The sequence below is a fragment of the Nonomuraea harbinensis genome (genome assembly GCF_019396385.1).
In the GTDB taxonomy this organism is placed as follows: Bacteria; Actinomycetota; Actinomycetes; order Streptosporangiales; family Streptosporangiaceae; genus Nonomuraea; species Nonomuraea ferruginea.
This window is the reverse complement of sequence record NZ_JAHKRN010000041.1, coordinates 39,884-58,962: the sequence shown is the minus strand read 5'-3', so window position 1 is coordinate 58,962 and position 19,079 is coordinate 39,884. Positions and strand designations below refer to the sequence as shown.

Annotated in this window: 18 protein-coding genes and 1 tRNA gene; 13 read left to right on the top strand and 6 right to left on the bottom strand. The window is 72.4% G+C overall.

The window, feature by feature from the left end:
- Positions 1-77: 77 nt before the first annotated feature.
- Both KME79_RS32610 and KME79_RS32605 read left to right on the top strand, forming a co-directional pair.
- Complete coding sequence (locus tag KME79_RS32610; protein ID WP_219548645.1) at positions 78-1,007, top strand: MBL fold metallo-hydrolase; 930 nt, start codon at positions 78-80, stop codon at positions 1,005-1,007.
- Positions 1,008-1,037: 30 nt separating this feature from the next.
- On the top strand, positions 1,038-1,991 hold the full coding sequence (locus KME79_RS32605) for a GNAT family N-acetyltransferase (RefSeq protein ID WP_219548644.1): 954 nt from the start codon (positions 1,038-1,040) through the stop codon (positions 1,989-1,991).
- Here KME79_RS32605 and KME79_RS32600 read toward each other — a convergent pair.
- On the bottom strand, positions 1,979-2,953 hold the full coding sequence (locus tag KME79_RS32600) for a helix-turn-helix transcriptional regulator (protein ID WP_219548642.1): 975 nt from the start codon (positions 2,951-2,953) through the stop codon (positions 1,979-1,981). The two genes, KME79_RS32605 and KME79_RS32600, sit on opposite strands and share 13 nt — an antisense overlap.
- Positions 2,954-2,997: 44 nt before the next feature.
- On the opposite strand from KME79_RS32600, the gene KME79_RS32595 reads away from it, so the two are divergent.
- Positions 2,998-3,450, top strand: a complete 453-nt coding sequence (locus tag KME79_RS32595; RefSeq protein ID WP_219548640.1) for a hypothetical protein — start codon at positions 2,998-3,000, stop codon at positions 3,448-3,450.
- Here the strand turns inward: KME79_RS32595 and KME79_RS32590 are convergent.
- The 3 genes from KME79_RS32590 to nhaA all read right to left on the bottom strand — a co-directional run bounded on the left by KME79_RS32590 (position 3,447) and on the right by nhaA (position 6,172).
- On the bottom strand, positions 3,447-3,746 hold the full coding sequence (locus tag KME79_RS32590; RefSeq protein WP_219548638.1) for a hypothetical protein: 300 nt from the start codon (positions 3,744-3,746) through the stop codon (positions 3,447-3,449). The two genes, KME79_RS32595 and KME79_RS32590, sit on opposite strands and share 4 nt — an antisense overlap.
- A gap of 104 nt (positions 3,747-3,850) precedes the next feature.
- Positions 3,851-4,330 carry a hypothetical protein gene (locus tag KME79_RS32585; protein WP_219548636.1) on the bottom strand — a complete coding sequence of 160 codons (480 nt, stop codon included), beginning with the start codon at positions 4,328-4,330 and terminating at the stop codon, positions 3,851-3,853.
- Between the two features lie 18 nt (positions 4,331-4,348).
- Positions 4,349-6,172 (bottom strand): Na+/H+ antiporter NhaA, encoded by a 1,824-nt coding sequence (gene nhaA / locus KME79_RS32580; RefSeq protein WP_219548634.1) that lies wholly within the window; start codon positions 6,170-6,172, stop codon positions 4,349-4,351.
- Positions 6,173-6,293: 121 nt separating this feature from the next.
- On the opposite strand from nhaA, the gene KME79_RS32575 reads away from it, so the two are divergent.
- The 3 genes from KME79_RS32575 (at position 6,294) to KME79_RS32565 (ending at position 10,554) form a co-directional block, all read left to right on the top strand.
- Complete coding sequence (locus KME79_RS32575; RefSeq protein ID WP_219548633.1) at positions 6,294-7,313, top strand: ABC transporter substrate-binding protein; 1,020 nt, start codon at positions 6,294-6,296, stop codon at positions 7,311-7,313.
- Positions 7,314-7,419: 106 nt separating this feature from the next.
- Positions 7,420-8,979, top strand: coding sequence for a M28 family metallopeptidase (locus KME79_RS32570; protein WP_219548632.1), 1,560 nt, complete (start codon positions 7,420-7,422; stop codon positions 8,977-8,979).
- 75 nt (positions 8,980-9,054) lie between these two features.
- On the top strand, positions 9,055-10,554 hold the full coding sequence (locus KME79_RS32565; protein ID WP_219548631.1) for a M28 family metallopeptidase: 1,500 nt from the start codon (positions 9,055-9,057) through the stop codon (positions 10,552-10,554).
- A gap of 38 nt (positions 10,555-10,592) precedes the next feature.
- On the opposite strand, the gene KME79_RS32560 is transcribed toward KME79_RS32565, so the two are convergent.
- Complete coding sequence (locus KME79_RS32560; RefSeq protein WP_219548630.1) at positions 10,593-11,126, bottom strand: 2-thiouracil desulfurase family protein; 534 nt, start codon at positions 11,124-11,126, stop codon at positions 10,593-10,595.
- A gap of 79 nt (positions 11,127-11,205) precedes the next feature.
- Between KME79_RS32560 and KME79_RS32555 the strand changes: the two genes are divergently transcribed.
- From KME79_RS32555 to KME79_RS32525, 7 genes are all read left to right on the top strand, one after another.
- Positions 11,206-11,571 (top strand): hypothetical protein, encoded by a 366-nt coding sequence (locus KME79_RS32555; RefSeq protein ID WP_219548629.1) that lies wholly within the window; start codon positions 11,206-11,208, stop codon positions 11,569-11,571.
- Positions 11,568-11,948, top strand: a complete 381-nt coding sequence (locus KME79_RS32550) for a hypothetical protein (RefSeq protein WP_148029998.1) — start codon at positions 11,568-11,570, stop codon at positions 11,946-11,948. The genes KME79_RS32555 and KME79_RS32550 overlap by 4 nt, the downstream gene beginning before the upstream one ends.
- A gap of 31 nt (positions 11,949-11,979) precedes the next feature.
- Entirely contained in the window at positions 11,980-12,591 is a 612-nt protein-coding gene (locus KME79_RS32545) for an SRPBCC family protein (protein ID WP_219548627.1), read from the top strand.
- A 129-nt stretch (positions 12,592-12,720) separates the two neighbouring features.
- The gene (locus KME79_RS32540) at positions 12,721-13,941 is read left to right on the top strand and encodes a CynX/NimT family MFS transporter (RefSeq protein ID WP_219548625.1); all 1,221 of its coding nucleotides are present in this window, start codon (positions 12,721-12,723) and stop codon (positions 13,939-13,941) included.
- Between the two features lie 5 nt (positions 13,942-13,946).
- Positions 13,947-14,774, top strand: coding sequence for an alanyl-tRNA editing protein (locus KME79_RS32535; protein WP_308249132.1), 828 nt, complete (start codon positions 13,947-13,949; stop codon positions 14,772-14,774).
- 52 nt (positions 14,775-14,826) lie between these two features.
- Positions 14,827-14,899, top strand: a tRNA-Ala gene (locus KME79_RS32530).
- 37 nt (positions 14,900-14,936) lie between these two features.
- Complete coding sequence (locus KME79_RS32525) at positions 14,937-15,842, top strand: SMP-30/gluconolactonase/LRE family protein (protein ID WP_219548621.1); 906 nt, start codon at positions 14,937-14,939, stop codon at positions 15,840-15,842.
- A 4-nt stretch (positions 15,843-15,846) separates the two neighbouring features.
- On the opposite strand, the gene KME79_RS32520 is transcribed toward KME79_RS32525, so the two are convergent.
- Complete coding sequence (locus tag KME79_RS32520; RefSeq protein ID WP_219548619.1) at positions 15,847-19,053, bottom strand: GH92 family glycosyl hydrolase; 3,207 nt, start codon at positions 19,051-19,053, stop codon at positions 15,847-15,849.
- Positions 19,054-19,079: the final 26 nt, after the last annotated feature.

Genomic DNA, 19,079 nt, shown 5'->3' with positions numbered 1-19,079 from the left:
CTCATGGACCGCCCCGTACGCCAGCGAAACCGCGGCGGGCGGGGGAGTATGAGGGAGGGCTGTCGGCAGGAGGAGACATGGGCGAGCCGGTCGCGGAGCCGCGGTTGCGTCAGGTCGTGGACGGGGTGTTCGCGTGGGTGCAGCCGGACGGGACCTGGTGGGTGAACAACGCGGGCGCCGTCGCCGGTGACGGGGCCGTCCTCGTGGTCGACACGTGCGCCACCGAGCAGCGGACCAGGCGGTTCCTGGAGGCGCTGGACGAGGCCACCGGGGGCGTGCCGGTGCGGTTGGCGGTCAACACCCATCAGCACGGCGATCACGCGTACGGCAACAGCCTGCTTCCCGAGGCCGCCGTGCTGTTCGGGCACGAGGCCATGCGGGAGGCGCTGCTGGCGGACTTCGTCATCGACGGGTGCCCGCCGTTCTGGACGCCGGTGCCCGACTGGGGGAACGTCACGCGGCGGGTGCCCGACGTGGCGATCCGCGGCGAGGTGACCGTGTTCGCGGGCGGGCGGCGGGTCGAGTTGCGGCACCCCGGGTACGCGGCGCACACGCCGGGCGACGTGGTGGCGTGGCTGCCCGAGGAGCGGGTGCTGTTCACCGGCGACCTGATCTTCAACGGGCTGACGCCGCTGGTGATGATGGGGTCCGTACGGGGTGCGCTGGAGTCGCTGGAGTGGCTGGCGGCGTTCGGGGCCGAGCACGTGGTGCCGGGGCACGGGTCCCTGGCGGACGCGGCGTCGCTGCCGGGGATCCTCGCGGCGCACGAGCGCTACTACCGGCTCGTGCTCGACGTCGCGCGGAAGGGGCGCGAGCACGGGCTCACTCCCCTGGCGGCGGCGCGGGGGGCCGACCTGGGCGAGTTCGCCGCGTGGGACGACGCCGAGCGGCTGGTGCTCAACCTGCACCGGGCGTACGCGGACGCCGAGGGGGGCGAGGTGGATCTGCTCACCGCCTTCGGCGACGCGATGACCTGCCACGGCGGCCCGCTGCCGACCCGGGTCTGACGGCGGCCCGCCTTCTGGCAGCATGGCCGGGTGATCAATCCGACGACCACGGTCCGGGGGTTCGCCGCGGGGGATGAGGGGCCGCTCGTGGCGGCCTGGAACCGTGGGATGCCCGCCGACCCCACGACGTCCGGCCGGCTGCGTGACTGCGTGCTGCTCGATCCCAACTTCGACCCCGAGGGGCTGCGGGTGGCCGTGGTCAGCGGGGAGTTCGCCGGGTGCGCGTACGGGGTGCGCAGGCTGGTTCCGCTCGCCCCGTCGACCGATCTGGAGCCGGGCATCGGGTGGATCCCGTTCTTCTTCGTGGCGCCGGAGCATCGGGGGCGCGGGCTGGGGCGGCGGCTGGTGGAGGAGGCGCTGGCGTTCCTGGCGCGGCACGGGCGCACGACAGTCGAGTTCGCCCCGTACACGCCCAACTACGTGCTGCCCGGGGTGGACGCGGCGGTCTATCCGGACGCGTACCGGCTGCTGGAGAGGCTGGGCTTCCGGACGTTGTACACGCCGGTGGCCATGGACCGGACGCTCGTCGGCTACACGATGCCGGACGAGGTGCGGGAGCTGCGGGCGGCGCGGGAGCGGGAGGGGTACGCGTTCCGGGCGCCGGCCGATGGGGAGCTGCCGGAGCTGATCAGGTTCGCGGCCGGGGTGTTCAATCCCGACTGGGGCGAGGCGATCAGGAGGATGGGCGACCGGGGGCGGCTGCTCGTCGCGGTGAGGGAGCGCGTCGTGGGGTTCGCGGCGTACGGGGCGTACCGGGGGATCCCTGAGCGGTTCGGGCCGTTCGGTGTGGACCCCGCCGAACGCGGCACCGGGCTCGGCAAGATCCTGCTCCACGCGGCCATGACCGGGATGCGGGCCGAGGGGCTGCACGGGTCGTGGTTCCTGTGGACCGGCGAGACCGGCCCGGCGGGGACCCTCTACACGAGAGCCGGGTACGAGGTCACCCGGCGGTTCCACGTGATGCGGCTGGTTCAGCCGCGGTAGCGGCGGACGATCCGTTCGGCGGTGGCGGCGACCCGCTCGCGCAGCTCCGGAGGGGAGACCACCTCGGCGTCGGCGCCCAGCCTGAGGAACTCGGCCACCGCGTGCCCGACGGACTCGATGGGCAGCGTCACCGTGATCCAGCCCTCCTCGTCCGGCGGCTGGGCCGTCTCCTTCGCTGCCGCGACCACGCCGGGCGTCATCAGGTCGCGCAGCCGCTCCAGGCCGGACGGCGACAGCCGGACCACCGCCTCGCCCCGGCGCAGCCTGGCCTCGAACTCCGCCAGGTAGCCCTGCCAGTGGGCGGCCAGGTCGAAGCCCGCCGGGCGGGTGATCCGGCCGGGCAGCGGGTGGAGCTCCAGGATCTGCGACACCCGGTAGGTGCGCACGCCCTCGCCGCAGCGGGCCACCAGATACCACCGCCCGGCCTTGACCACCAGCCCGTACGGCTCCAGCCGGCGTTCCACCTCCTGGGGCGCCCGCCAGCGGCGGTAGCGGACCCGCAGCGGGTGCTCGTTCCACACCGCCTCGGCCACGGCCGGCAGGTGGGTGACCGGCTCCGGATCCCGGTACCAAGCCGGGGCGTCCAGCAGGAAGCGCTCCTGGATGCGGCCGGCCCGGTCGCGCAGCTCCACCGGCAGCGCCGCCATCAGCTTGAGCTGGGCGGCCGCCACGACGGCGCCCAGCCCCAGCTCGGCCGCCGGGCCCGGCAGCCCGGCCAGGAACAGCGACTCGGCCTCGTCGGCGGTCAGCCCGGTCAGCCTGGTGCGGTAGCCGTCGAGCAACTGGTAGCCGCCGCTCGGCCCGGCGTCGCCGTAGAGCGGGATGCCGGCGGCGTGCAGCGAGTCCACGTCGCGGTAGATCGTGCGGACCGACACCTCCAGCCGCTCGGCGAGCTCCCTGGCCGTCATCCGGCCCCGTGTCTGCAGGAGCAGCAGGATCGAGACGAGGCGGGAGGCGCGCACATCACTGACACTACATGTCAGCGACCCGCCCTTACCGTCTCCGCATGAACGACTTCGACTTCCTCGCCGGCACCTGGAACGTGGCGAACCGCCGCCTGGTCAAGCGCCTGGCCGGCAGCGACGACTGGGAGGAGTTCCCGGGCGTCTCGACCAGCACCCGCCACTTCGGCGGCGCCGCCAACTTCGACGAGATCCACTTCCCGACCCTCGGCTACAGCGGGCTGACGCTGCGGCTGTACGAGCTGGCCACGCGGCTGTGGTCCATCTACTGGTCCAGCAGCCGCACCGGCACGCTCGACCTGCCGCCCATGGTGGGCGGCTTCGACGGCGACCGCGGCCGGTTCTACGCCGACGAACTGCACGAGGGGACGCCGGTGCGCTCCCGGTTCCTGTGGACCGTGCTCGGGCCGGACGCCTGCCGGTGGGAGCAGGCGCTCTCGGCCGACGGCGAGCGGACCTGGGAGACCAACTGGACGATGGACTTCACCAGGGCCTAGGAGTTGGCCGACAGCAGCACGGCTGCGGCCAGCGCCACCACCAGCAGCAGGACGCCGCCCACCGCGAACAGCCACCACCAGCCCGACCGGGACCTCCTGGTCTCGTAGGCGACGTCGGGCAGCAGGTCCGGCGTGTAGTCCAGCCGCTGCGTCCGGTTGTCCTCCGGCGGCGGCATGCGCGGAGGCTGGGGGAACAGGGGCGCCGCGTTCGCGGGCGGCGGGAGGGGGTGCGGGGGCGTCGCCTGCCGCCGCGGCGGGGGCGGGGCCGGGCCGTCCCAGCGACGCCTGATCGTCATGTCCCCTTCGGGACCGCCGGGCTGCTCTGGATTCATGATGCCCTTCGGAGGCGGGGTGTGCTCCAAGATTGTCACATCTGCCGCCTTCGTCCCATCCGGATCGGTCAGGTCGGGGGCTGCTGCCAGCCCTGCGGGTTCTGGTAGGGCCCGGGGTTCGGGTTCTGGTACGGGCCCGCCTGCGGGTTCTGGTGCGGGCCGGCCGGGGGCTGCTGCTGCCAGCCCTGCTGGGGGCCGGGCTGCGGCTGCTGCCAACCCGGGGCGGCGGGCTGCGGGGTGCGGCGGGCTACCACGGCCCAGATCAGGAGGCCGACGCCGGTCGTCGCCAGCACGAACGAGACCAGCCCCAGCAACGCCAGCACGCCGCCCGCCTCGCGGAGGCCGACGGTCTCCACGATGGTCCGCAGGAAGATCGTCTGGCCGAGCCGGAGCAGGCCCTCCAGCAGCAGCGCGACGCAGCCCAGCAGGCCGATGACCGCCGCGCGTCCGTGGGTCCGCCGGCCCATGGCCGTGACCACGACGCCGATGCCCGGCACCGCGCAGGACAGGATCGCGAGCAGGACGTTGAGAAGGTTCGAAGAGGCCATGCCGGAGATCTCCATCCGTCAGGGGGTCTTTTTCCCGGGGGCGGCGGCGGGGCGTGCCTTCTCCACCGCTTCGATGATCGGTGCGAGGTCCAGCCTGCCTCGGTAGCGTACGCCGTTGATGAACAGGGTCGGGGTGCCTCGTACCCCGCTTTCCCGGCCTGATCGCTCGTCGCGCTCGATCCTGGCGGCGCGGGCGGCGATCGGAGCCGACAGGTCGACCTTCAGCTCGGCCGCGTAACGCGCGAGGTCGGCGTCGGCGAGCGCGCGCTGGGCGGCGTAGAGCTTGTCGTGCATCTCCCAGAACCGGCCGTCGCGGCCGGCCGCCTCGGCCACCAGCGCGGCGGCCAGCGCGCGCGGGTGCATGTCGCGGAGCGGGTAGTGGCGGAACACGAACCGCACGTCGGGGCGGCGGCGCCGCAGCTCCTCCAGGATCGGGTGCAGCCGCCCGCAGTAGGGGCACTCGAAGTCGCCGTACTCGACCACGGTGACGGCGGCGTCCGCCGGGCCGCGCACGTGGTCGTCGGGGCCGACCGGCGTGCTGAGCAGCTCCGGCCGCTCCTCCTCCGGCTCGGCGGCGGCGTCCGGAGGGGCGCACACGCCGCCCCGGTTCCACGCCAGTTTGAAGATGATCCAGCCGAGCAGCGCCGAGGCGATCGACCCGGCGAGGATGCCGATCTTGGCCTCGCTGATCAGCAGCGGGTCCTCGAAGGCCAGCTCCACGATGAACAGCGAGACCGTGAACCCGATGCCGGACACCGCCGCGCCGCCCAGCACCTGGCCCCACACCAGGTTGCCCGGCAGGACGCCCCAGTTGAGCCGGAGCGGCAGCCAGGTGCCGAGGGTGATGCCGAGGAGCTTGCCGGCGAGCAGGCCCAGCGCCACGCCGATGGAGATCGGCGAGGTCATCGCCGCGCTCAGGGTCTCGCTGTCGAGCCGGATGCCGGCGTTGGCCAGCGCGAAGATCGGCACGATCACGTAGCTGCTCCACGGGTGGAGCAGCAGCTGCAGCCGTTCGTTCACGGAGACCGACATGCGCACCAGCCGCGTCGCCTCCACGGCCGCCCGCGGGTTGGGCGCGTAGGTCAGCTCCTGCACGGCCTCGCCGGCCCTGATCAGCTTCCGGTCGCTGGGCGCGTACACGAAAACCAGCACGCCGAGCGCGATGCCGACCAGCGTCGGGTGCACGCCGCTCTCCAGCGTCGCCACCCACAGCGCGAAGCCGAGCACGATGTACGCGGGCGCGCGCCAGATCCGCAGCCACCGCAGCAGCATGATCGCGGCGAGCAGCAGCACCGCGGTGACGAGCGCGGGGACGGACAGGCTCGCCGTGTAGAAGATGGCGATGATCATGATGGCGAGCACGTCGTCCACGATCGCCAGCGTGAGCAGGAAGGCCCGCAGCGGGTCGGGGCAGCGCGCCCCCACCACGGCGAGCAGGCCCAGCACGAACGCGGTGTCGGTGGCGATCGGCACGCCCCAGCCGACGGCGCCGGGCCCGCCCGCGTTGAGCATCAGGTAGATGCCCGCGGGGACGACCAGCCCGCCGAGCGCGGCGAGGGCCGGCACGGCGACCAGCCGGCGGTCGCGCATCTGCCCGAGGCGCATCTCGTAGGAGATCTCCAGGCCGATGACGAAGAAGAAGATCGCCATCAGCCCGTCGTTCACCCAGTGGCGCAGATCGAGGGAGAACGTGGCGTCGCCGAACGTGAGCCCGACCGGGATGTGCCAGAACGCCTCGTAGGTGTCGCCCCACGGCGAGTTGGCCCAGAGCATGGCCACGATCGTGGCGGCGAGCAGCAGCGTGGTGCTGCCTGCCTCGGTCTTGAATATCGCCCGGAGCATCGGCGGCTCACCCCCTGCGCTCGATCTTAGGGTTCCGCGGGGAGTGCACGGGAGACCTTTCGGGTTAGGTAAGGCTAAGCTAATATACGGACCACAGATCGGTAAATCCGGAGGAGTCCCCATGCCCACTGTCCCGCGTAGGGGACTCGTCACCCTCGCCGTAGCCGCTCTGCTGGGAACCGCCGCGTGCGGCGGGACGGAGGCGCCGCCCGCGTCCGCGCCGTCCGCCTCCGCGCAGGAAGCCTGGACCTGGACGGACGACCGCGGCAAGAAGATCTCCCTGCCGCAGCGGCCGGAGCGGGTGGTGGCCCAGTCCGCCTCCGCGGCGGCGCTGTGGGACTTCGGCGTGCGCCCGGTCGCCGTGTTCGGCCCGCACCGGCTCAAGGACGGCGGGCGCGACCCCGAGGTGGGCGAGGTCGACATCGCCGCCGTGGAGTCGATCGGCAATACGTGGGGCGAGTTCAACGTCGAGAAGTTCATCTCGGTCCGGCCCGACCTGCTCGTCTCGGGCATGTACCTGAAGGACTCGCTCTGGTACGTGCCCGAGGAGTCGGCGGACGCCATCGAGCAGGTCGCCCCGACGCTCGGCGTCCTGCTCGGCGGCAAGAAGCTCACCGAGGTCATCGAGCGCTACGCCGGCCTGGCCGCCGCGCTGGGCGCCGACCTGGACGCCGCGCCGGTCGCCGAGGCCAAGTCCCGCTTCGAGGCCGCGAGTGCCCAGCTCAAGGAGTCCGCCGCCGCCAGGCCGGGGCTGAAGGTCATGGTCGTCACGGCCACCCCCGACAACCTGTACGTCGCGTACCTGCCCGACCACCCTGACCTGGCCTACTTCAAGGAGTTGGGCCTCGACGTCGTCTCCCCGGCCGGTCCGACGGAGAGCGAGGGCGGCTTCTGGGAGGTGCTGAGCTGGGAGAACGCCGACAAGTACGAGGCCGACGTGATCCTGGTGGACGCCAGGGCCCAGTCCATGAAGGCCGGCGAGATGGCGAAGAAGCCGACCTGGAGCGAGCTGCCCGCGGTCAAGGCCGGTCAGGTCTACCCGTGGCGTGCCGCCGAACGGTACAGCTACCTGGGGTACGCCGAGGTGATGGAGGAGCTGAAGACCAACGTGGATTCAGCCAAGGACGACGTAGTGGGCTGAAAATCGCATATCTGGGTCTTTTCAGGGTGCCGTGCTCTGGTTAACGTTCCAGCGCGACTTGAATCGGGGGAGACAGTCCCAACCAGATTCCTTGCGGAGGAGCCGAATGCGCTTCCACCTCCCCAAGGGCGTGGCCCGAGCCGGCACCCTGGCAGTGGCCCTCGCCCTTCCTGTCGCCCTCGTCACCCCGGCACAGGCGGATCCCGATCCGACGGCCTTGGCCAGATCGGTCAAGGCCAAGCCTGTCGTCCGGCACCTGGAGGCGTTCCAGAGGATCGCCGACGCCAACGGGGGCACCCGCGCCTCGGGCACGCCCGGCTACGACGCCTCGCGCGACTACGTGGCGGGCAAGCTGCGCCAGGCGGGTTACAAGGTCACGATCCAGCCGTTCGAGTTCCCGTTCTTCATGCAGAACTCCACGGCCACCATGCAACGGATCTCACCCGATCCGCGCACGTACACTCCGACCCCGCCGGACGGGAGCGTGGTCGGCGAGTTCGCGACCATGACGTACTCCGGCGCCGGGGACGTGACCGCGACCGTGCAGAACGTGGACCTGCAGATCCCGCCGCCCGCCCAGCCGGGCTCGACCTCCGGCTGCGAGCCGGCGGACTTCGCCGGTTTCACGCCCGGCAACATCGCGCTGATCCAGCGCGGCAGCTGTGACTTCCGCGTCAAGGCGGAGAACGCCCAGGCCGCGGGCGCCGCCGGTGTGATCATCTTCAACGAGGGCCAGGAAGGCCGCACCGCGACCTTGCAGGGCACCCTCGGCGTGCCCACGGTCACCATCCCGGTGGTCGGCACCGGCTTCGAGATCGGCGCCGAACTGGCCGCCACGACCAGCGTGGTGCGCCTGGCCACCGACACCGAGAGCGAGACCCGCACCACCTACAACGTGATCGCCGACTCCCGGAGCGGTAACCCGGGCAACGTCGTCATGTTCGGCGCGCACCTGGACAGCGTCACCGCCGGCCCCGGCATCAACGACAACGGCACCGGCAGCGCGGGCATCCTGGAGACCGCCCTGCTCATGGCCAAGCTGCCGACGGTCAACAAGCTGCGCTTCGCCTGGTGGGGCGCGGAAGAGCTGAACCTGATCGGCTCCGAGTACTACGTGGCGAACCTGCCGGCCGCGGAGCGCGCGAAGATCAAGCTGTACCTGAACTTCGACATGATCGGCTCGCCGAACTACGCGTACAAGATCTACGACGGCGACGACTCCGACGCGACCGGCGCGCCCGCGGGCCCGCCCGGCTCCGACGAGATCGAGGCGACGTTCGAGCGGTTCTTCGACGCGCTGCGCCTGCCGCACGGCGGCACCGACTTCGACGGCCGCTCCGACTACGGGCCGTTCATCGAGGCCGGCATCCCGTCCGGCGGCCTGTTCACCGGCGCCGAGGGCGTGAAGACCGAGGAGGAGGCCGCGAAGTACGGCGGCACGGCGGGAGTCGCCTACGACCCGTGCTACCACCGGGCCTGCGACACGATCGACAACGTCAGCACCGAGGCGCTGCTGGTCAACACGGGAGCCATCGTGCACTCCGCGGTGACCTACGCCTACGACCGCAGCCTGCCGGGCGGCACGACCGCCCGCACGAACGCCGGGGCGCCGCTCCAACTGCGCGGCGCGCCGTACCACGGGCACAACCACCAGGTCAGCCGGTAACCGTCACCGGCCGACGCTCCGGCGGGGGAGCGGCGCACCACGCCGCTCCCCCTCTCACCCCCCACGGAGGACCCCGTGAAGTTACTCCCGGCGCTCTGCGCCGTCGTGCTCGCCGTCCCACTGGCCCTGACCGCGCCCGCCGCGGCGGCGGCCGCCGCTCCCGACATCCCCCTGTCGAACGTGAAGGCCCACCTGAGCCAGTTGCAGTCCATCGCCACCGCCAACGGCGGCAACCGGGCGCACGGCAGGCCCGGCTACCTGGCCTCCGCCAACTACGTCAGGAACCTGCTCAACGCCGCCGGCTACGCCACCACCCTCCAGTCGTTCACCTACAACGGCGCCACCGGCTACAACGTCATCGCCGACTGGCCCGGCGGCGACATGGACGACGTGCTCATGGTCGGCGCCCACCTCGACAGCGTGACCGCCGGCCCCGGCATCAACGACAACGGCTCGGGCTCGGCCGCCATCCTCGAAGTCGCGCTGGAGGTGGCCCGCCAGGGGCTGCAGCCGAACCGGCACCTGCGCTTCGCCTGGTGGGGCGCCGAGGAGCTGGGGCTGCGCGGCTCCCGCTACTACGTGAACAACCTGCCCGCCGCCGAGCGCGCCAGGATCGGCGGCTACCTGAACTTCGACATGGTCGGCTCGCCCAACGCCGGCTACTTCATCTACGACGGCGACGACTCCGACGGCACCGGGGCGGGACCGGGCCCTGCCGGGTCGGCCGAGCTGGAGCAGGTCCTGCAGAGCTACTTCGCGGGCATCGGCGTGCCCACCCGGGGCACCGACTTCGACGGCCGCTCCGACTACGGGCCGTTCATCAGCGCCGGGATCCCGGCGGGCGGCACGTTCACCGGCGCCGAGGGCATCAAGTCCAGCGCCCAGGCGCAGCTCTGGGGCGGCACCGCCGGGCAGGAGTTCGACCCCTGCTACCACCGCTCCTGCGACACCACCGCGAACATCAGCGACACCGCGCTCGACCGCAACACGGACGCCGTCGCGCACGCCGTCTGGACCCTCGCCACCGCCGAGCAGCCGCAGCCCGTCTGGTCCGACACCTTCGAGACCGCCACCGGCTGGACGGTGAACCCCGGCGGCACCGACACCGCCACCACCGGCGTATGGGAGCGCGGCGACCCGCAGGCCACCGACTCCAGCGGCCCCAAGCAGCTCGGCACCACCACGAGCGGCGTCAACGCCCTGGTCACCGGCCCGCTCGCGGGTTCGAGCGCCGGCGCGTACGACATCGACGGCGGCGTGACCACCGTCAGGTCGCCGGCGATCACGCTCCCGACAAGCGGCCAGCTCCGGTTGTCGCTGTCGTGGTACCTGGCCCACGGCAGCAACGCCACCAGCGCCGACTTCTTCCGGGTACGGGTCGTCGGCACGACCACGGCGACCGTGGTGGAGCGGCTCGGCGCGGCCGTCGACCGCGACGCGGCCTGGGCCACCGCCACCGCCGACGTCTCCGCCTTCGCCGGGCAGACCGTGCGCGTCGTCGTCGAGGCGGCCGACGCGGGCACCGCGAGCCTGGTCGAGGCGGCGGTGGACGACGTGGTGATCACCCGGCAGTGAACCGGAGGGCCGGGCGGGACGCATCCCCGCCCGGCCCGTCACCCAGGACCCGGAAGGAAGGCGGAGCCGGCCTCGCCGGAGGACTCCAGGGCGTCCAGGCAGGCGGCCGCCTCCTCGACGTGGTCCTCGCCGAACACCCGGATGCCGTGGCGCTCCAGCAGGGCCGTGGTCACGCCCCGGCCCGCGGCGCGACGGCCGGTGAACGTCCCGTCGTACACGGCCAGCGTGCCGCACGACGGGCTGCCCTCCTTCAGCACCGCCAGCCGGGCCCCGGCGTCGCGGGCGGCGGCCAGCGCGGCCCGCGCCCCCGCCAGGAACTCGGCCGTCACGTCGGACCCGTCGGCGGCCAGCACGCGGGCCCGCCCGTCCAGCACCGCCGCCCCGCCCGCGCCGCCCTCGATCTCGGCGGCCGGCCGCGGCACGGGCAGCCCGCCCTGCACCTCAGGGCAGAACGCCACCAGCCGCCCCTCGCGCCGCCAGGCCGTCAGCCGCTCGTCGGAGCTGGTCTTGGCGCCGCCGTCGTAGCGGACCCGGCGGCCCATCAGGCACGCGCTGACGAGGATCCTCTCCATACCTCCGATCCTAGGCAGCGGGCCGAGGGCGCCGGACGGGATCGGGAACCGGCCCGGGCGGGCGATAACCTGTGCTGCGATGAACACCACCGTTGCCACGATCGTCATCGTCGGCGCGCTGCTGCTGGCGCTGGCGAGCCTGATCACCGCCATCCGCGACCGGCCCATGGGCGTGATCCTGCTGGCCGGGTTCGTCCTGCTCGAAGTGGCGGTCCTGGTGCAGGCGGGGTTCGTGATCGCCGCGCTGGCCGGCGGCGAGGGGCCGTCCGGCGAGACGGTCACGATCTACGGCTACCTGATCGCCGAGGCGCTCATCCCGCCCGCCGGGGTGTTCCTCGGGCTCGCCGAGCGCAGCCGCTGGGGTCCGGCCATCCTGGTCGTGGCCGGGTTCGCGATCGCGGTGATGACCGGGCGGCTGCTGCAGATCTGGCAGGGCGTGGCGTGACCACCACCGGCATCGGCTCCGGCCCCGGCCGGGCGCTGCTCGCCCTCTACGGGCTGTTCGCGCTGGCCGCCGGAGCCCGGGCCGCCGTGCAGATCGCCACCAGGTTCGGCGAGGCGCCGCTCGCCTACTCGCTGTCGGCCTTCGCCGCGCTGGTCTACCTGCTGCTCACCGTCGCGCTCGCGCGCGGCGCGAGGCGGCTCGCGCTGGCGGCGCTCCTCATCGAGCTGGCCGGGGTGCTCGTCATCGGCACCGTGAGTCTGCTCGACCCGGCCGCCTTCCCCGACGAGACCGTCTGGTCGGGCTATGGCAGGGGCTACCTGTACATTCCGCTCGTACTGCCGCTCGTGGGCCTCTACTGGCTGTGGCGCCGACGTTAGGCGCGCGCGTGCCCGGGCAGCAACGAGTCCCATGAGTACGATCGAGCACGCCGTAGAGGTCAACGTTCCGATCAGGGTCGCGTACAACCAGTGGACCCAGTTCGAGAGCTTCCCCGAGTTCATGGAGGGCGTGGAGTCCATCAAGCAGGTCACGGACACGCGTACCCACTGGATCACCGAGATCGCCGGCGTCAAGCGGGAGTTCGACGCCGAGATCACCGAGCAGCACCCCGACGAGCGCGTCGCCTGGCGGTCGGTCGAGAGGCCGCACCAGGCCGGCGTCGTCACCTTCCACCGGCTCGGCCCGGAGACCGCGAGGGTCCAGCTCCAGATGGAGTACGACCCCGAGGGGTTCGTGGAGAAGGCCGGCGACTGGCTCAACATCGTCCAGGCGCGCGTCAAGGGCGACATGCAGCGCTTCAAGGAGTACATCGAGGGGCGCGGCGGCGAGACCGGCGCGTGGCGGGGCGACGTCCCCGGCCCGCACCAGCACGGCTCCGCGCTCGGCGGCGGCGACCGCCCGGTCCCGCCCGGCACGGTCGGCGGCGACACCGGCTTCCCCCAGGACCCCGGCACGCTCCCGCCTCCCGGCCCCGTCCCGCCGCGCAACGAGCCGCCCCAGGGCCCCCGGCCGGTTCTGTAACGTCCCCGTTCCCCCGCAAGCCCCCGATGTTTCGGGGGCTTTGCCATGCCCGTGGAATAGATGTCTCATTTGTAACTGTTATCCTGTCGATTCATCCCATGACTTGATGAGTGGAGGATTCCGTCCGGCATGAGCGTGCTCACTCAGGAGGCCCGGCCCAGAACCGGCCCTCTCGCCTGGCTCCTCGTGCTGGGGATCGTCCTGGCCGCGCTGAACCTGCGCACCGCCGTCACCAGCGTCGGCCCGCTGCTCGACCAGCTCGCCGCCGCGCTCGGCATGTCCAGCGTCGGCACCGGCCTGCTCACCACGCTGCCGGTGCTGGCCTTCGCCACCGTCGGCGCGATCACGCCCACGCTGGCCCGCCGCGTCGGCGAGCACAGGCTGCTCCTGCTCGCCCTGGTCACGCTGGGCACGGGCATGCTGGTGCGGGTCCTGGTCGACTCCGCGCCGGTGTTCCTGGCCAGCAGCGCCGTCGCCCTGTCGGGCGGGGCCGTCGGCAACGTGCTCATCCCGACGCTGATCAAGCGACACTTCCCGGCCCGTACCGGGGTCATGACCACCGTCTACACCACCTCGCTGGCCGTCGGCACCATGCTGGCCGCCGCGGCCACCGTGCCGATCGAGCAGGCCTCGGGTGACTGGCACGTGGCGCTGGGGGTGTGGGCGGCGCTGGCCGCGGTCTCCGCCATCCCGTGGCTCGCGCTCCTGCGCAGTGAGCCTGAGCGGGGCGACGGCCGGCCGGGTGGCGGCCTGCGCCGGATGGCGCGGAGCAGGCTGGCGTGGGCGATCGCCGTCTACTTCGGCACCCAGTCGATGATCGCGTACATCATGTTCGGCTGGCTCGCCACCATCCTCACCGAGGGCGGTTACACGGTGAGCCAGGCGGGCGTGATCCTCGGCGTCTTCACCGCGCTGAACATCCCCGTCTCGCTCCTCGTCCCCCTCGTCGCCGCCCGCTTCCGCGACCAGCGGCCGGTGGTGGTCGGCCTGGTGGTCGCGTACACGGCCGGCTTCCTCGGGCTGTGGCTGGCACCCGCCTCCACCGCGCCGGTGTGGGTGGTGCTGGTGGCGGCCGGCATGGGCTCGTTCCCGCTGGCGCTCACCATGCTCGCCGTGCGCACCCGCACGCCGGAGACCACGGCGTCGCTGTCGGCGTTCGGGCAGAGCGCCGGCTACCTCATCGCCGGCGCCGGCCCGCTGCTCGTCGGCGTGCTGCGCGAGGTGGGCGGCGGGTGGACGCTCCCGTACCTGCTGATCTTCGCCGTGCTGGTCGCGCAGCTGTTCACGGGCCTGTACGCGGGCCGTGACCGGTATGTGGAGGACGAGCGGCGGGTGTCTCTGCCAGGATGACGTCCGTGAATTCGACAGTCGTCACCTTTCCCTACGGTCATGTCAGTGGCCGTTCCACGATCGTCGAGGCCGTGCCGGTGGGGGAGCGGCACGGCCTCATCGTCACCGAGACCCCGTTCCACCCCCTCGACCACACCTGGCCCGACCAGCCCGCCGACCGGGGCACCATCGGCGGGCTGCCGGTGCTCGACTGCGTGACCGGCGCCCGCCCGGCCGGGGGCGACATCGTCCTGGGCGGCGACATCCCGGTACGGCGCGGCGCCGAGGGCTGGGACTGGCTGGTCGTGCACGTCACCGAGACCCCGCTGGACGTGGGCGCCGAGGTCGGCCTGGAGGTCGACGCGGCGCACCGGGCCGCGCTCTCGGCCGGGCACACCGCCTGCCATCTGGCCGCGCTCGCCCTCAACGCCGCCCTGGCCGGCCACTGGCGCAAGGAGCCCGCGCGCGACCGGCTCGGCAACCCCGACTTCGACCAGAGCGCCATCACCACCTCGCGGATCTCCCCGTACGGGAGCGTCGACGCGTACCGGCTGGGCAAGTCGCTGCGCAAGAAGGGGTTCACCGCCGAAGGGCTGGACCCCGAGGAGACGGCGCGTGAGGTCGCCGCCCGGCTGAAGGCGTGGGTGGCGGCTGACGCGCCGGTCCGGATCGACGTGCCGGGCCCCGGGCTCACCGCCCGCCGCACCTGGCACTGCGCCCTGCCCGGCGGCGAGGCGTCGATCCCGTGCGGCGGCACCCACGTGCGGAGCACGGGAGAGCTGGGCGAGGTCACGGTCACGCTGGAGACCGGCGAGCAGTCGCTCACCATGCGCACCACCGTCACCTCGCCCTGACACATGACACGGGCGGCCCCGGATTCGGATACACTTGGCGACGCATCCGCAAGGGGCTATGGCGCAGTTGGTAGCGCGCTTCCATGGCATGGAAGAGGTCTGGGGTTCGAATCCCCATAGCTCCACCCCTGTCGGGCAGCCGATCCCCCGGAGGCCGTCCTCGTGGAGCTCATTCCCGTCGATTTCGAGGCGTTCGACAAGCGCATCGCGGCCGTCCGCGGCGACAGAAACCTCGAACGCCTCCACCGTGGGACCCGCTGGGCCGAAGGGCCGGTCTACTTCCCGGCGGGCCGCTTCCTGGTGTGGAGCGACATCCCCAACGACCGGATGCTCCGCTGGGACGAGCAGACCGGCGCCGTCGGCCCGTTCCGTCAGCCGTCCGGCTACGTCAACGGCAACACCCTCGACCGTGAGGGCCGGCTCATCTCCTGCGAGCACGGCGCGCGCCGGGTGACCAGGACCGAGCACGACGGCTCGGTCACCACCCTGGCCGACAGCTGGCGGGGCAGGCGGCTCAACAGCCCCAACGACGTCGTGGTCCGCTCCGACGGGTCGATCTGGTTCACCGACCCGCCGTACGGCATCCTGGGCGACTACGAGGGACACCGGGCCGAGCAGGAGATCGACGGCTGCCACGTCTACCGGATCGACCCGGGCACCGGCGCGACCGAGATGGTCGCCGGCGACTTCGCCAGGCCCAACGGCCTCGCCTTCGACCTCGACGAGAGCAGGCTCTTCGTCGCCGACACCCAGGAGCGCCACCTGCGGGTCTTCGACGTGCGCGACGACGGCACGCTCACCGGCGGCCGGGTGTTCGCCGCGCACGACGGCAAGGAGGGCTTCGACGGCCTGCGCCTGGACGACGGCGGCCGCGTGTGGGCCGCCGTCGGATCCTCGGTGCACTGCTACGACCCGGACGGCACGCTCCTCGGCAGGCTCAACCTGCCGGAGAGCGTCTCCAACCTGGTCTTCGGCGGGCCCAAGCGCAACCGGGTCTTCATCACCGCGACCACGTCGCTGTACTCGGTCATGCTCAACATCCGCGGCGCCCGCCCGGTCTGGGCCTGACCCGTCACTTGAAGGCCCAGGCGAAGAGGTGCAGCTCGCCGTCCTCCGCCGGGGCGAAGGTCAGGCTGGCCACCTTCTTGGCAGGGTCCAGCACGATCGGCTGAGCCGCGAACACGTGCGCGCCGATGGGCTGGAACGCCCATGAGCCCCAGAAGAGCCTGAGCGGCGTGCTGGCCACGGGCTCGTTGCCGAACGCCGGCGGCTCGCCGCCGAAGTCCAGGATCCATTCGCTGAGGCCGAGCTTGCCGGTGCTCGTCGAGCCGTCGGTGTAGGTGACCGTCACCTTCGACTCGGGCCAGCCGTTCACGCCCGACCCGAGGAACGCCAGCTCGCTCGCCCCGTCGGGCGCCGCCACCTCGATCGGCGCGGTGCCCGGCCGCAGGTTGTCCCACTCGCCGGGCTTGCGGTCGGGCCAGGTGAAGTCGAAGCCCTTCCAGGAGACGGTGCCGCCCGGCTCGACGCCCTCGTCGGCCAGGGCCTGCGCCGAGTAGCTGAACCCGGGCCCGTCGATGTTGGCCTCGTCGGGCACCGCGGCGTCGCCGATGCCGGCGTTGTTGTGGTGCCACGCCAGCGTGCCGCGCTCGGCCACGTTCAGCCGCACGCCGCCGGTCGCCTCGCCCGCGACGATCGGCACGGTGTGGAAGCCGAGCGCCACGCCGGGGTCCACGGTGATGCTGATCTTGCGGGTCGTGGCGCGCCCGGCCGGCACGAGCAGGCGTCCGCTCGACGGCGTCACCGTGATCCCCGGCGGCGGCGTGGCCTGCCACGCTACCGTGGCCGTCCGCTCCATGGACCGGATCGTGAGGTCGGCCTCGAAGGTCCCGCCGGGCGCCACCGGACCGCTTCCCGGGTTGAGCCCCAGCAGGTACGGCTCGGTGCCCTCGCCGAACGACGGCGGCGCGTCCGACGGGCGGGCCCCGAAGGCGAGGTTCGGCGAGCCGCCCACCGTGAAGTCCAGCCGCCCGCCCCGCGTGGCGAACGTCTCCGGCAGCCACGCCTGCGACACCGGGGCGCCGTTCACGCGCAGCGCCCGGATGTAGCCGCCCGCGGACCCGGGCGCGTTGATCTGGATGTCGCCGCCGGGCCTGTCGATGGTGATCCGGTCGAACAGCGGCGTGTTCACCAGCAGCTCGGCCCGGCCGGGAATGGCCGGGAACAGGCCCATGGCCGACCACACGTACCAGGCGCCCATCGTGCCCAGGTCGTCGTTGCCGACGAGCCCGTCGGGGCCGGGGCCGAACAGCTCCTTCTGCGTCTTCCGTACGACTTCCTGCGTCCTGTACGGCCGGCCCGCCCACGCGTACAGCCACGGCGACTGCAGCGCGACCTCGTTGCCGAGGTAGGCGTACGGCCGGTGCGGGCCGGCGTTCAGCTCCTTGAAGTAGTCGTCCAGCCTGGTCACCGCTTCCTGGGCGCCGCCCATCGCGGTGATCAGCCCCTGCGGGTTGTGCGGCACCATCCAGTGGTACTGCGCCCCGTTGCCCTCCATGTAGACGTCAGCGGCGGCCGGGTCGAACGGCGACTTGAACGCGCCGTCCCCCATCTTGGGCTGGACCCAGCCGTTGGCCGGGTTGAACAGGTGCTGCCACGCCTGCGCGCGCTTCATGAACTCCGCCCGCGTGCCCTGGTCGCCGAGCCGGGAGGCCAGCTGGGCGATGCCGAAGTCGGCCACGCCGTACTCCAGCGTCGCGGACGGGTCCGACGGCACGTACCCCTTGTCCATGTACGCGGCGTTGCCCGGCCGCTCGTCGTAGTCCAGCAACGGGTGACCGATGTCCATCGGGCCGCTGCGCCGGGCGGCCTCGGCCATCGCCTTCAGGGCTGCGGCGGCCTCGAAGTCGCGCGCGCCGAAGGCGTGCACCGTGGAGAGGATCACGTGGAACGGGTCGCCCACCATGACGCCGGTGACCGCGTTCTGGTGCGACCAGCGGTCCCACACGTTGCCGAGCGCCTGGGCGTTGACGTACATCGACTGCGCGATGTCGCTCGCCACGTCCGGCGCGAGCAGGGCCAGCAACTGGACCTGGCTGCGGTAGACGTCCCAGCCGGAGAAGGTCGCGTAGTGGTGGTGGCCCGGCTTGACCCGGTGGATCTCGTAGTCGGAGCCGACGTAGGTGCCGTCGGCGTCGTCGAAGACGTACGGCTGGAGCAGCGCGTGGTAGAGGCTGCTGTAGAAGGTGCGCCGCTGGGCGTCGGTGCCGCCCTCGATCCGCACCTGGCCGAGACGGGCGTTCCAGACGGCCTCCGCCTCGCTCGCCACCTGCTCCAGGTTCTTGGCGCCGATCTCCGTCCGCAGGTTGTTCCTGGCGCCCTCGACGCTCACGTACGACAGGCCCACCCGCATCTGCACCGGCGTGGCGGGGTCGAACTCCAGGTACGCGCCGGACCCCGGCCCGTTCACCACCACGTCGTCAGAGGTGACGACATGACCCTTCACCTTGCCTTCGGAGGCGTTGGCGACGACCCGCGCGCCGGGCAGCACCTGGTCGTCCTTCCAGGTGCCGAAGCCGGTGACCGGCCGGTCGAAGGTGGCGTGGAAGTAGACCTTGTAGCGCGTCGGGGGGCCGCAGAACCCGCCGGTCAGCACCCAGCCCTCGACGGTGTTCCCGCTGATCCGGGTCTCGCCGTCGTCCACGCCGTTGATCGAGCCGCTGGTGTTCAGCAGCAGCGTGGCCGGCTTGCCCTCAGGGAAGGTGAAGCGGCCGATGCCCGCCCGCGTGCTGACCGACAGCTCGGTCTTGACGCCGGTGTCCAGGGTGACGCCGTAGAAGCCGGGCGAGGCCTTCTCGGCGGTGTGCTGGAAGGTCTGGACGTAGTCCATCCCGTGCGTCGCGGGGGAGCGGCCGATCCGGCCGGAGAAGGGCATCACGGGGAAGTCCTGGGCGCCGGTGCAGCCCGGCCCGGAGATGTGGGTCATGGAGAAGCCGCGCAGGCGGTCGTCCTCCCAGCGGTAACCGCCGCCGGCGTCCTCCACCGTGTCGGGGCTCCACTGCATCATCCCGAACGGCAGCACGGCGCCGGGGAAGGTCATCCCCCCGCCGCCGCCGTGCCCGAAGTCGGCCGCCGCCTCCTTCGTACCGTGGAAGACGTTGACCAGCGAGGCCGGGTCGCGCACGGCGGCGGATCCCGGATCGGGGGTCGTGACGGCCCCGGCGGGGAACACCGCCGTGGCCAGCAACGTGGTGACAATCGGTAACGACCACAAGGACATGTCGCACACCTTTCGAGGGTGAGATC